Consider the following 12,268-nt stretch of genomic DNA (forward strand, 5'->3'; position numbering starts at 1 on the left):
GTTCTAGGGAGATTACCTACTTTCAATCTAATCGCATATGAAAAAAGCGATCACCTTTTTTCGGTGTCGCTCCCTTTAGTAAAAATATAGACAACATTATTGCTTATTTAAAATCTTTGTACGAACAAAGGATAAATGTTTATACATGGCATTATAGGCTGCCATGTGATCCCTTTGTTGTAGTGCCGAATAAATTGCCAAGTGATGCTCTATTGTTATATCAGGGTCACGATAAGTAATTAAACTATCCGTTTTCTTGTGAGCAATCAGTAATGCTACAATCATCCCCTCCACAACCGGGTTTTCAGCTGCTTCTGCAATAATTCGGTGGAATTCTTGATCTAAATAACCGTAATCCTTATCGCGATTTTGTTCAATCGCATCAATCGTGCTTTTTAATCTTTCCAGCTCGTCATCCGTAATTTTCTCGCAAGCCATCGTCACAAGGCCAAGTTCCAAAACCATACGAGCTTCTATAATGGCCGGTACATCATTAATGGATAGGGCCAGCATCGCCTTGAAGGGCGAACTGCTTATTTTATCATTAATAATTGTGCCATCCCTCGGCTTGCGTGTAACGATTTCCAAGGTTTCCAGCGCACTTAGCGACTCTCTTAGTACCGGACGACTTACCGCGAATTGTTCCATTAATTCGAATTCCGAAGGCAACCGATCTCCTGGCTTTAATTGTCCGCTCATCAATAAATTGACAACATTGTCGAGCACTTGCTGAGAAAGTGTTGTTCGTTTAATATTTCCAGAAGAAAATTTATTCAATCTAATTCACACACCTATTCTGTCATCTACATGATTTATTATACTATATATGAAAAAGAATTGAATTTATTAGCGAACAAGACACGGCTTTTTCGGATCAAACTTCCAATTCGGCACTAAAAACTGCATAGCTACGGAATCATCACGCGTTCCTAGCGCATTTTCTATATATAATTCGTTAGCTCTTTTTAATGCTTCCCAATCAAGCTCGACTCCTAATCCCGGTTTGGTTGGTACAGCTACTTCTCCATTTACAATCTTAAATGGTTCTTTCGTTAACTGTTGGCCATCCTGCCAGATCCAGTGTGTATCAATTGCTGTTATATCACCTGGAGCCGCTCCTGCTACATGTGTAAACATAGCCAGAGAAATATCAAAATGGTTGTTGGAATGAGAACCCCATGTGTAACCCCATTCATGACAAAGTTGGGCAACTTTAACCGAGCCCTCCATTGTCCAGAAATGTGGATCTGCCAAAGGAATATCAACTGACTGCAGCGTATGCGCATGGCCAAATTGGCGCCAATCCGTCGATACCATGTTTGTAGCCGTTTTCAAACCAGTGCGACGTTTAAATTCCGCCATTATTTCACGGGATGAGTAGCCATTCTCGGCACCGCATGGATCTTCAGCATATGCAAGCAAATGTCCGCGATTTTTCATCGCTTTAACAGCTTCCTCAAGTGTCCATCCACCATTAGGATCTAGAGTTATCCTTGCATTCGGGAAGCGCTTAACAAGTGCTTCGATTGCATCCATTTCTTCTTCTGGTGATAAGACACCACCTTTTAACTTAAAATCTTCAAAACCATAACGCTCATATGCCGCTTCCGCCAACTTCACAATCGCTTCTGGCGTCATAGCTTCTTGATGGCGTAAATATGTCCAATCATCCACAGATCCTTCGCCTGTTAAGTATGGCAAATTAGTTTTGTTGCGGTCCCCGATATAGAATAGATAGCCCAGCATTTTTACGCTTTCTCTTTGACGGCCATCTCCCAATAAATCACATACAGGTACTTCAAGATGCTGCCCCAGGAGGTCAAGCAGCGCAGATTCTACTGCAGTTACAACGTGAATTGTTGTGCGCAGGTCAAAAGTTTGTAAACCACGCCCGCCACTATCTTTATAAGAGAATTTTTGGCGAATCGATGAAAGTATTGCTTTGTACTGACCTATTTTCTTATCTACGATCAGCGATGCAGCTTCCTCTAGTGTTTTAGCAATTTCTTCTCCTCCAGGAACTTCACCAACACCGATATTCCCCATACTGTCTTCCAATACCAAAATATTTCTTGTAAAGAATGGACTATGTGCACCACTCAAATTTAGTAACATGCTATCATACCCAGCAACAGGGTACACTTTTACATCCCGTACTACAGGAACAACTGACGTAAGATTTGCCGTTTCCATTACAATCCCTCCACTACTGTGAAATCAATTTAAAATCCCGATTATCCTTAATTAGAAGATGAAAATGAGCATTGCGATTAAGTTATGGACACTATCTTTCAAAGTGTACCGATTAACTTTGCCTATGTTTTACAAAAATTATTGGCAGCCATGGCGAAGCACCATGGCTGAGAATAAACTTACTTTACAAACACAGTTTTAATAGAAGTGAAGAATTCGATTGCAGCACGACCCTGTTCACGTGAATGAGAACTAGATTGCTTCATTCCACCAAATGGCGCCTGAAGCTCAACCCCAGCACTTTCAGCATTGATACGTACTAATCCTGCATCCATTTCATTGATGAATGTCAGCATTTTTTGAATATTAGTCGTAAAGATTGATGCACTTAAACCGAATTCGGAGTCATTTGCCAATTCAATAGCTTCTTCCATGCTTGAAACTTTCATCAAGCCCAGTACTGGTCCGAAGATCTCTTCTCGTGCGATTCGCATATCTGGTGTTACTTTATCGAAGATTGCCGGCGTTACAAAGTAGCCCTCACGATCAACGCGCTCTCCACCCTGCAATAGTTCGGCACCCTCTTGTTGTCCAATTTCGATATACGACAGCACAGTTTCCAACTGGGAAGCACTTGAACATGGCCCCATCCAAGTGGATGAATCTTCTCCGCTTCCAACCGTAATCTTCGCAGTTTCTTCTACTAGTTTCTTTCTAAATTCTTCATATACAGCCTCATGTACAATAACGCGACTTGTCGCTGTACACTTTTGTCCAGTAGATTTCAAGCCCCCGCTGATTGTTGCTTCGACTGCTAGATCTAAATCCGCATCTTCTGCTACAATAACAGGATTTTTCCCGCCCATTTCAAGCTGATATTTAATGCCCTTGTCGAATGCCAGTCGGCCAATATGTTTACCTACTGTGTTAGAACCAGTGAACGTAACAGCTTTAATATGTGGGTTTGCAAGCATTGCATCTCCTATTACAGCACCTGATCCAGTTACTAGGTTGATGACACCTTTTGGCAAATTAGCTTGATCGAAGCATTCAACAATTTTTGCTGCTGTTACAGATGTCTCATTAGCCGGTTTTAAAACGACAGTATTTCCGTAAACAAGTGCAGGTGCCATTTTCCAGATAGGAATAGCTATCGGGAAGTTCCATGGTGTGATGACACCAACAACCCCTAGTGAAGTACGTTTAGTAAACATCAAGGCATCTGAATCGCTTGATGGGATAACATCTCCAGTTGAACGCATTCCTTCGCCTGCATAATAGCGTAAAATGGCTACTCCACGAGCTGCTTCCCCTTTTGCTTCTGCAAAAGTTTTACCCATTTCCTTCGTCATTGTTAATGCAATTTCGTCTAATCTTTCTTCTAATATATTAGATACCTTAAGCAGGTAATCTCCGCGTGTAGGTGCAGCTAGACGACTCCAAGATTTATGTGCATCGTTTGCTGCTGTAAATGCTTCATTTACTTCTTCAATGGAAGATTTTTGAATAATCCCCACTACTTCCGAAGGATTCGCTGGATTAGTACTTTCAGATACTTCACCAGTTGCAGAATTTACCCATTCACCATTAATATAGTTGCCATATACTTTTACTGCAGATTCTTGATTAGTTACTGACATAAGATCCATCTCCTTTTAAGTTGCCGTATTTTTCCTCAGCTTTTGCAATAATCGCTTTTAGTGCTTCATAATGCTCAGGCTCTACTGGAGCAATTGGGGGACGAACATTAGTACTTACCGGTAATCCAACAATTTGCATACCTGCCTTGATCAGGGAAACCGCATAGCCTTTCTTTTGTCTGCGAATATTATGAATCGGGAAAATAATGTCCTCATAAATCTCGCTAACTTTTTGTTTATCCCCATTTTGTAAAGCTTCAAAATATTGTTTTGAAACATAAGGAATATAGTTCGAAATAGCGGATGAATATGTGTCATAGCCAATATGGACATAAGTTGGCATTGTTACCTCTGCAAGCGGCATACCGTTGATCCATACAAAACGGTCCCCCAATGCTTGTGTAAATTCGACATTCACCTCAATATTCCCTACTCCATCTTTAAATCCTTTAAGTTGTGGGATTTCAGCCAATTTCTTTAATGTGTCCACTGTCAAAGTACAGTTATCACGTTGGTACACAATTGCATTCAATTCAGTACTTTCTGCAATTGTTTTCACATATTCATAGATTCCATCTTGTGATGGTTCAATCAAGTATGGCGGTAAAATAAGATAGCCATCAACTTGATGCTTCGCCGATAATTTTGTTTGCTGTAATGCAGCGGTAATGTTCCCGCCAACTCCTGTGTAAATCGGTACTCGGCCATTTACTACTTCTTTCGCTTTAATAATCAATTGCTCATACTCTTCATTATCGATTGCGTGTAATTCACCCGCCCCACAAGCGATAAATACAGACTCTAAACCATTTTCAATCAAGAATTCAACATTTCGCTGAAAAGCTACATAATCAATTGATAAATCATCATTCATTGGTGTTACAGGAAAACCTAAAATACCTCTTGGAATTTCTCTTGTTTGCATACTATTAACCTTCTTTCATTCTATTATTATTTTTTTACCCATTTGTAATATTGTTAGACAATTAAAATTTGATGAGGGTTGCATTTCCTCAACACGCTTATGCTATTGTGCTATTCATAAATCCCCTCCCTAATATGCTCTTCCTTTATATTCCACCAGTGCATTCAGAAGGGCTTTCATATACCCAATCGAGTATGCAAAGCCTAAGCTGGAATGTTTCCATCCAATATTCGAATATGCCCATTTATCATCCAGGTCTGGTGTATCGCCTGCAAAAGTTAAAACGTGATCAGGATTGATACATCCCTTGTACCCAACTTTGTCGAGTTCAAGTAAGATTTTAAACATGTTGAGATCCCCATCATCCAACATTGCTTCTTCAAAAGCGCCTGCTGTTGGAAGGCTTCCACGTACATTTCGGAAGTGAACCAGGAAGATACGATTCTTTCTTCCAAAATGGTTGATTTCATCCATAACCAATGACGAGCCACCAGCTTCAGCTCTAGTTCCGATACAATATACGAAACCGACATTCTTTTGAGGGAAGTCATCGATAATGCGGTGAAGACCAATCCCTCCAAAAGGAGAATCCGGGTGCGGTGTATCAGATGGATGCATCGCAACATTTACGTTTTTATCTAGTGCCACGTCTACAATTTCTCGATATGCCCGTTGGAAGTTACCCCACCAACGTGTTAGCTCCTCACTTGTAGGGGTAGGGTCTTTCTTGCTTAATAAGCCTACACTCTCCCCCCTGCCAATCATGCCACCACGTTGTATAGATTTATAGCTTTGGGAACGACCATAGAACACATCGCCTTCAAAGCGTTGTCGTACAATCGAGATACCTGCCTCCCCAAAGACTTTTACCGCATTAATAGAATTTTCAAGTTCCTTTTCACTACCTGGCTGCTCTTCCATAAAAGCGCTTGTAATATTAGGCAGTGTGACACGATTCATTTCTAATCCCCAGCTGCGCAAACGCTTTTTTAACACTAAAAGTTCGTCTAAATCCGGAAAGCCTTGTTCTTTAACACCTTTAAAAGAATGGCCGATCCCAAAGTCAACACAATCAATTCCCAGCTGCACCATCTGTTGTAAATCCAGATCAGATAGATCAGTTGTATTGACGGTTACTGAAATCTTCACAGATGTCACCTCTCCCAATCGCAAATTATTAAACTCTTATAATGCTTAAATAGATGATGAAGTTTCCTCAGTATTTATATATATATACTGACCTGCTAAAAAATCATGGAATGCTGCTTCCCCGAATTAATGCCACTTAAAAAATCAGAACTGAAAGCGATTTCAAACAGAGATAAGAGCAGCTACCTTCATCCTTACTCAGGTTCCGGGTGAAACATTTCATCCCCCTTATCTTTATAGAATTTTCTGATAAATTAATTGTAAGACAATCATACAATATAAGTCAATATGTTTCTTTTAATAAGTTTCAATTTTTGAAGAAAATTCTTTTTTTCCAAATAAAAAACTAGCAAAAATAGACATAACAGAGGTTTCTACGTGCATTTTTGTTCATGAGCATGACAAAAAGACCTTCAACATTAAATGTTGAAAGTCCTTAGTCTATTGCTTTTTATATGAATCTATTCAAGATTTAAATGTTACCCTGTAATCATGTCTCTTTCTTTCATTCCCTGAATTCGAGATAAGACCAAGGCACCAATCATTTGAATGACCGTTTTTACAATGACTTGACCTATAATGGCCGCGGGTACTGCTTCCCATGGCAAGAAGCCTGCTCCAAGTGGACTTAGGCCGATGATGACGAACACGACAGAATCCAGCAGCCCCCCAGCAATTCCGCTGTAAAATACCCGCCAAGCCATTGGCAGCTTCAAGCGTGTATAGATTTCGGTATCCGCCGTTTCCGCGATTAAAAATGAAAGTGCTGATGCCGCAACCACCATTAATGTGTCACCTAATAAGTAAGATACCAGTGCCGACAAAAACAATGCCGTGAAGATAAATAGATACGTTTTTCTTCTTCCATATTTATTTTGTACGAGATCACGAAAGATGAAGGTTGCCCCAACAAAAAGCGTCCCCATCGGAATGATGAACATACCAAGCTCTAATGGTGCAAATCGCGCTGTGACTACATTGGCAATCACAATTGATAATAAATAAAATAATATTCTCATGTGTCTCTCCTTAAATCATCTTAAAAATTTTAGATTCATAACTATACGCCTCTTTTATTTCCCCAAACAAGCGTATGTAGTTGCGGCAGGACTTTAACATTCCTTAATTCATTGTCTGCAACTACCTTGTCAATCAATGTTTCGTATTTCTCCAGTAAACGACTGATCAATTGCTGATTATTCCTCTCTGCAATATCGTCATTACCTACTTGAAGGTAAAAAGGAATTGCAGGGTACATGAAATGAATTTTCTTTGCATAATCATAATCCTCTTCATTAAAGACAACAATTTTCAGTGAAATATGCTGATTGCTGTCTGGATTTTCAAGTTTTTCTACTATTTCAGAAAGGATTGAATAATTCGTATCCATTCCTGAACTCGGGGGCTTTGGCGAGATTGTTAATTCATCTATCTTATATAGCCAATCTTGCCATTTGCTCCCCTGTGTCTCCACTCCGATTTTTATGTCATTTGCATTTAAGATCGAAATGAGTGATTCTAGATTCCGAAGAAGTACAGGATTTCCGCCCGAAATCGTCACAAATGAAAATCCATCGCCTCCAAGACGCTTCAACTCAGCCCATATCTCTTCAGCTGACATTTGAGCAATTAAATGCTTTCCACTACCGTCCCATGTAAATGAAGAATCGCACCATGAACAGGAATAGTCACAACCAGCTGTCCTCACAAACATCGTCTTCTGACCAACTACCATTCCTTCACCCTGTATAGTCGGTCCAAAAATTTCAATAACGGGAATTTTACTCAAGGTTCATCCACTCCCATCTTACTTCTGCATAGCTTGTTGGCGTTTCGTATAATCGAACGAATTCTACTCTCAAATCGTTTGCTTCCTGTACCTGAAGCAACGCTTCCGAAAGCTTTTCATAAATCCAAACAACAATATTTTCTGCAGTTGTATTCATTGAAGGCAGTGTTTCATTCAAATAGCGATGGTCTAAATCTATCTCAATTTTTTGTTTCCAAATTTCTTTTATATCGCTGAAATCTATTACTAAGCCACGTTCATCTGTATAGCCACTTATCCCTAATATTGCGCGATAGGTATGGCCATGTAGGTTTTTACATTTACCTTCATAGTTATGTAAATGATGTGCTGCATCAAAGGTAAATTCTTTGCTGACGAGAACACGCTTAGAATGGTATTTTAATTCATTACTCTTTATATCTTCGTCAATTTTTTGAAGCTTGTCGACAATTCGAAATTCACGCATGTGTTAGGACTCCTTAGTAAAGCTTAAATATTCATCAAGCCCTTTTTGACGCAACTTACAAGCTGGACATTCCCCACACCCGTCTGCAATCACACCGTTATAGCAAGTCAACGTTTTTTCACGAATAAATTCAAGAGCGCCTAATTTGTCTGCAAGCTCCCAGGTTTGTGCTTTGTTCAGCCACATGAGAGGTGTTTCAACAACAAAAGAATCGTCCATAGATAGATTTAACGTGACATTCAACGACTTGATGAAAATATCACGACAATCCGGATAGCCGCTAAAGTCCGTTTCACATACACCTGTTACGATGTGTTTTGCTCCAATCTGACTTGCTAATACACCAGCAAATGATAAAAACAGTAAATTCCTACCAGGAACAAATGTAGATGGAAGCTCTCCGTCGTTTCCATCCGTTACCTCCATGTCTGCTCTAGTTAATGCATTAGGTGCAAGTTGATTTAGAAGCGACATATCCAAAATATGATGTTTTACATTTAGTTCCTTAGCAATCTCTTTTGCACAATCAATTTCAAGGCTATGCCGTTGACCATAATCAAAAGTCACCGCTTCTACCTGTGAATAACGTTCCTTTGCCCAGAACAGGCAAGTAGTACTGTCTTGACCGCCACTAAAGACAACCAATGCTTTATCTCGCATCATTTATAAAACTCCCTTAATTGAAAAAACAGCACCCTAAGAGAAATGCTGTTTCTTCTTAGTTTTTTTAAGAGGGTAGCTAAAACCTCTTCCTTCTTTGCAAGAAGGAGTATTTGATTAACGATTATCAACTTTTTCCGGGTTCAGGTCATGATTCATTAAACGATAATTCGCCATTTCTTCATACTTCGTCCCTGGTTTTCCGTAGTTGCACCATGGATCAATCGAAATCCCGCCACGTGGAGTGAATTTTCCCCAAACTTCAATATATCTCGGGTCCAGTAATTTAATTAGATCATTCATAATAATATTCACACAGTCTTCATGGAAATCCCCATGGTTTCTGAAGCTGAATAAATACAGCTTTAGTGATTTGCTTTCTACAATTTTTTGATCTGGAATGTAGGAAATGTACATTGTTGCAAAGTCGGGTTGACCAGTAATCGGACAAAGACTCGTAAACTCCGGACAATTAAACTTTACAAAATAATCACGGTTTGAGTGAAGACTATCCACAGCTTCCAGAACTTCCGGCGCATAATCGGATGGATATTGTGTATTTTGGTTTCCTAATAATGTTAAATCGTTTAAACCTTCTGTATTTTTGCGGCCTGACATAAAAAAATCCTCCTTGAAAATGTATCCCAATACTTTTCAAGAGAGGCTTTAGCACAGCAATATAAAAAAATATGAAACAAATAAAAAAAGCCGTGTCCTGATATGGACATGGCATAATGTCATGTTTCCATAGTTTTTTATAGAGGGTATCAGCTATGAACCTCTCCCGATATGTTCGGGCAATTTATTCTTCATTATGGTATAGAAAACTATGGAGGAAGTCAATACATTTTTCCATAACTCCTATTTAAATAGAATTCGAGAATTCCATTTTTCATTAACTATTATAAGATTTATCTCCATCATTTCAGTAATTGTCCATGAAGGTTCTTCTATTAACATTTTTCTTCTTTAGCTTAATATTTGTCTTGAGGCACCTTCTATTGGACAGTTTTTCTTCTTTAACTCACTATTTGTCTTTGAGGTACCTTCTTTTGGACAATTTTCCTTCTTTAACTCACTATTTGTCTTTGAGGCATCTCTATTGGACAAATTTTCACCTTCAACTCACTATTTGTCTTTGAGGCACCTTCTATTGGACAAATTTTCACCTTTAACTCAATATTTGTCTTTGAGGCATCTCTATTGGACAAATTTTCACCTTCAACTCACTATTTGTCTTTGAGGCACCTTCTATTTGACAATTTTCCTTCTTTAACTCAATATTTGTCTTTGAGACAGCTTCTATTGGACACATTTTCACCTTTAACTCACTATTTGTCTTTGAGGCACCTTCTATTTGACAATTTTTCTTCTTCAACTCACTATTTGTCTTTGAGGAAACTCTATTGGATAGATTTTCACTAGAATTTGCAGTAAGTACATTCTTTCCAAAGCCATAAAAATCGATTATACTTGACTGACTAACAAATTCCATAAGGAGGAAATTCCTATGACAGAAAACAATCAAAATGATGCGCCAAAAAAGAAAAGCTTGCAAGAACTAGTAAAGCAGCAGCTTGAAAACAAAAAAAACAACGCATCCAATGGCAAAGGGAAAATGAAAACCGACCTTTCAAGCCAGAAAATGAAAAGCCAGCAAACTAAAAAAGCCAGCAATACTCGCAGAAAAATGGGTGTTTAATGAACGGGCAAAGTCGTAAAGATATTCAACCAGGTATCACTGTTGATATCGTTTTAAAAAGGGATCAAAGAACCGGAGTACTTACTAGGGGAATCGTAAAAGACATTCTTACCAAATCACCGAACCACCCCCATGGCATCAAGGTCAGGCTTATGGATGGGCAGATTGGCCGCGTACAGGAAATCCATTCTAAATAGAGATATAAAAAAGCATTCAAGCTCATCACAATGTCTTGAATGCTTCTATACTATTTTAAGTATTAGATTTTTAGTTTACATAATAATATTATAAACACCTTAACATCTAACATATTTTCTTTTAAAACCCAATGCCCCTCGATCCAAATCTTTTTGAATATTAGCGGAAATATCTACAATACTGCTTTTTTTGTTGTCTCGCTTGATTTCAACAGTTCCAATGGATTTCGCAATTTCAACCGCTTTTTCATGGACAGGTATGAATGATATTGCAGCCGTATATACAAAATTGCACATCGAAGCCTTCGTGCGCTCAGGAGAGTCTTGAATTGTTTTTTCAATTTGATCTAAAAGAACTGAGATCTTCCTTGAATTAAATTCATCATCCGGGCGATTTCCAAATAGCCAGCAATAACAGCTCCAGCCCGCTGACATTCGAAGCTCTTTCCCACTTTCTATCCACTGATCTGACACCTTTTGTGCAATATCCGTTTCTGCCAATGTTACAGCAACTACATAATCCGACAGCATATAAAAATAGGCTTTATCTATCCATCGTTCAAAATCTGCTTCGGTCATTATTGTAGGGTCTGCAATCATACCAGCAAAATACATGGCATCGTAATTTCCGGTTGCGTATAACTGCTCAGCCAATTCCTGATTGCTTTTGTTTTTCTTCGCAAGTGGTTTCATTGCACCTGTAGCCACACCAAATACTGGTTCGTATGCTCCATTACTTATGTAAGTTTTTTTAGTCCGCTCCTTACCAAGGGCCTCGAGTTCCTCCATAACCGTTTCGAAATCCATACTGTAGCACTTCCTTCTTGTTTCATGGTATTTATCTACATGTAGATTACCATAAGTATCCTGCAATCTTTACTTTTTTATCTAATTTTTAAAAAAACGTATAAAAAATTCATGATGCGCTATACTATTAAAGATTTCACTTCAACTCCAATGATTGGGAGGGTTAACCCGATGGATGGGATTCATTGATTTTCATTGAAGAACATTTAACTGAATTGCTAAAGCACAGTTTTCTTAGGTAAAATCTTAAGATTCGATGCGAAAGCGAGGCAGTGTGTCGTGGATAACATGATGTAAGTGTAATCAAAACCCGGAATTTATTCCGGGTTTTTAATTTTATGGCAGATATTTGGGAATGAACTGTCGCTTCGGAAATTTTATGAAGCTCACAGGGATAGTATTTAGTTGTTGCCATATGTTCTGGCACGTAGACTCCATGCTTTGGGCAAATTCTTGTTATTGCCAAATGATTTGTCACTTCACACTTACTTTGAAACACCACGAGGACGGTCCACCTACGATTTGTCACATGGTCGCAAAACACTTCCAATTTTTTCATTCTACATACAAACAGAAGAACACATGCAAATTGAAACTCCCGTTTACAACTCTAATTTAACGAAAGTTAATTCCTCTACTGCCTTCAAATAATTAGTATAACTATAATGCCCAAATGAATTTAAGTTACCGTTAAAGAAATGTTGCAATATATATTCCTGAGCTTTTTCTATTGAGTAACC

Annotated in this window: 14 protein-coding genes and 1 riboswitch; of the genes, 2 read left to right on the plus strand and 12 right to left on the minus strand. The window is 38.7% G+C overall.

Going from position 1 to position 12,268, the window contains the following annotated elements:
- Nucleotides 1-96: 96 nt before the first annotated feature.
- The 11 genes from QYB95_RS04375 to QYB95_RS04425 all read right to left on the minus strand — a co-directional run bounded on the left by QYB95_RS04375 (nt 97) and on the right by QYB95_RS04425 (nt 10,317).
- Nucleotides 97-777 carry a FadR/GntR family transcriptional regulator gene (locus tag QYB95_RS04375; RefSeq protein ID WP_301136933.1) on the minus strand — a complete coding sequence of 227 codons (681 nt, stop codon included), beginning with the start codon at nt 775-777 and terminating at the stop codon, nt 97-99.
- 69 nt (nt 778-846) lie between these two features.
- Nucleotides 847-2,193 carry an enolase C-terminal domain-like protein gene (locus tag QYB95_RS04380; protein ID WP_301136934.1) on the minus strand — a complete coding sequence of 449 codons (1,347 nt, stop codon included), beginning with the start codon at nt 2,191-2,193 and terminating at the stop codon, nt 847-849.
- A 179-nt stretch (nt 2,194-2,372) separates the two neighbouring features.
- Nucleotides 2,373-3,833, minus strand: coding sequence for an alpha-ketoglutaric semialdehyde dehydrogenase GucD (gene gucD / locus QYB95_RS04385; RefSeq protein WP_301136935.1), 1,461 nt, complete (start codon nt 3,831-3,833; stop codon nt 2,373-2,375).
- Nucleotides 3,820-4,758 (minus strand): 5-dehydro-4-deoxyglucarate dehydratase, encoded by a 939-nt coding sequence (gene kdgD, locus QYB95_RS04390; RefSeq protein WP_301136936.1) that lies wholly within the window; start codon nt 4,756-4,758, stop codon nt 3,820-3,822. Before kdgD ends, gucD begins: the two co-directional genes overlap by 14 nt.
- A gap of 129 nt (nt 4,759-4,887) precedes the next feature.
- Nucleotides 4,888-5,907, minus strand: coding sequence for a mannonate dehydratase (locus QYB95_RS04395; protein ID WP_301136937.1), 1,020 nt, complete (start codon nt 5,905-5,907; stop codon nt 4,888-4,890).
- Nucleotides 5,908-6,386: 479 nt separating this feature from the next.
- Nucleotides 6,387-6,926, minus strand: a complete 540-nt coding sequence (locus tag QYB95_RS04400) for a VUT family protein (RefSeq protein ID WP_301136939.1) — start codon at nt 6,924-6,926, stop codon at nt 6,387-6,389.
- A gap of 41 nt (nt 6,927-6,967) precedes the next feature.
- The gene (gene queE / locus QYB95_RS04405) at nt 6,968-7,696 is read right to left on the minus strand and encodes a 7-carboxy-7-deazaguanine synthase QueE (RefSeq protein ID WP_301136940.1); all 729 of its coding nucleotides are present in this window, start codon (nt 7,694-7,696) and stop codon (nt 6,968-6,970) included.
- Nucleotides 7,689-8,162, minus strand: a complete 474-nt coding sequence (gene queD, locus QYB95_RS04410; RefSeq protein WP_301136941.1) for a 6-carboxytetrahydropterin synthase QueD — start codon at nt 8,160-8,162, stop codon at nt 7,689-7,691. Before queD ends, queE begins: the two co-directional genes overlap by 8 nt.
- A gap of 3 nt (nt 8,163-8,165) precedes the next feature.
- Nucleotides 8,166-8,825, minus strand: a complete 660-nt coding sequence (gene queC, locus QYB95_RS04415) for a 7-cyano-7-deazaguanine synthase QueC (protein ID WP_301136944.1) — start codon at nt 8,823-8,825, stop codon at nt 8,166-8,168.
- A gap of 114 nt (nt 8,826-8,939) precedes the next feature.
- Nucleotides 8,940-9,440: a preQ(1) synthase gene (gene queF / locus QYB95_RS04420; protein ID WP_301136945.1), complete on the minus strand. Its 501-nt coding sequence runs from the start codon at nt 9,438-9,440 to the stop codon at nt 8,940-8,942.
- A gap of 123 nt (nt 9,441-9,563) precedes the next feature.
- A riboswitch (PreQ1 riboswitch) is annotated at nt 9,564-9,610 on the minus strand.
- 383 nt (nt 9,611-9,993) lie between these two features.
- A complete protein-coding gene (locus QYB95_RS04425; protein ID WP_301136947.1) occupies nt 9,994-10,317 on the minus strand; it encodes a hypothetical protein in 324 nt (107 codons plus the stop codon).
- A 15-nt stretch (nt 10,318-10,332) separates the two neighbouring features.
- Here QYB95_RS04425 and QYB95_RS04430 point away from each other — a divergent pair, with 15 nt between their 5' ends.
- Nucleotides 10,333-10,524 carry a hypothetical protein gene (locus tag QYB95_RS04430; RefSeq protein ID WP_301136948.1) on the plus strand — a complete coding sequence of 64 codons (192 nt, stop codon included), beginning with the start codon at nt 10,333-10,335 and terminating at the stop codon, nt 10,522-10,524.
- Nucleotides 10,524-10,721 carry a YwbE family protein gene (locus tag QYB95_RS04435; protein WP_301136950.1) on the plus strand — a complete coding sequence of 66 codons (198 nt, stop codon included), beginning with the start codon at nt 10,524-10,526 and terminating at the stop codon, nt 10,719-10,721. The genes QYB95_RS04430 and QYB95_RS04435 overlap by 1 nt, the downstream gene beginning before the upstream one ends.
- Before the next feature lie 99 nt (nt 10,722-10,820).
- On the opposite strand, the gene QYB95_RS04440 is transcribed toward QYB95_RS04435, so the two are convergent.
- A complete protein-coding gene (locus tag QYB95_RS04440; RefSeq protein WP_301136952.1) occupies nt 10,821-11,528 on the minus strand; it encodes a DNA alkylation repair protein in 708 nt (235 codons plus the stop codon).
- Nucleotides 11,529-12,268: the final 740 nt, after the last annotated feature.

The sequence above is a fragment of the Ureibacillus aquaedulcis genome, from assembly GCF_030418165.1.
In the GTDB taxonomy this organism is placed as follows: Bacteria; Bacillota; Bacilli; order Bacillales_A; family Planococcaceae; genus Ureibacillus; species Ureibacillus aquaedulcis.

Coding starts and splice junctions, on each gene's coding strand:
- QYB95_RS04380 (WP_301136934.1), bottom strand. CDS start 2,193: ATGGAAACGGCAAATCTTACGTCAGTTGTTCCTGTAGTACGGGATGTA.
- QYB95_RS04440 (WP_301136952.1), bottom strand. CDS start 11,528: ATGGATTTCGAAACGGTTATGGAGGAACTCGAGGCCCTTGGTAAGGAG.
- queC (WP_301136944.1), bottom strand. CDS start 8,825: ATGATGCGAGATAAAGCATTGGTTGTCTTTAGTGGCGGTCAAGACAGT.
- gucD (WP_301136935.1), bottom strand. CDS start 3,833: ATGTCAGTAACTAATCAAGAATCTGCAGTAAAAGTATATGGCAACTAT.
- QYB95_RS04425 (WP_301136947.1), bottom strand. CDS start 10,317: ATGGAATTTGTTAGTCAGTCAAGTATAATCGATTTTTATGGCTTTGGA.
- queD (WP_301136941.1), bottom strand. CDS start 8,162: ATGCGTGAATTTCGAATTGTCGACAAGCTTCAAAAAATTGACGAAGAT.
- kdgD (WP_301136936.1), bottom strand. CDS start 4,758: ATGCAAACAAGAGAAATTCCAAGAGGTATTTTAGGTTTTCCTGTAACA.
- QYB95_RS04430 (WP_301136948.1), top strand. CDS start 10,333: ATGACAGAAAACAATCAAAATGATGCGCCAAAAAAGAAAAGCTTGCAA.
- QYB95_RS04435 (WP_301136950.1), top strand. CDS start 10,524: ATGAACGGGCAAAGTCGTAAAGATATTCAACCAGGTATCACTGTTGAT.
- QYB95_RS04400 (WP_301136939.1), bottom strand. CDS start 6,926: ATGAGAATATTATTTTATTTATTATCAATTGTGATTGCCAATGTAGTC.
- queF (WP_301136945.1), bottom strand. CDS start 9,440: ATGTCAGGCCGCAAAAATACAGAAGGTTTAAACGATTTAACATTATTA.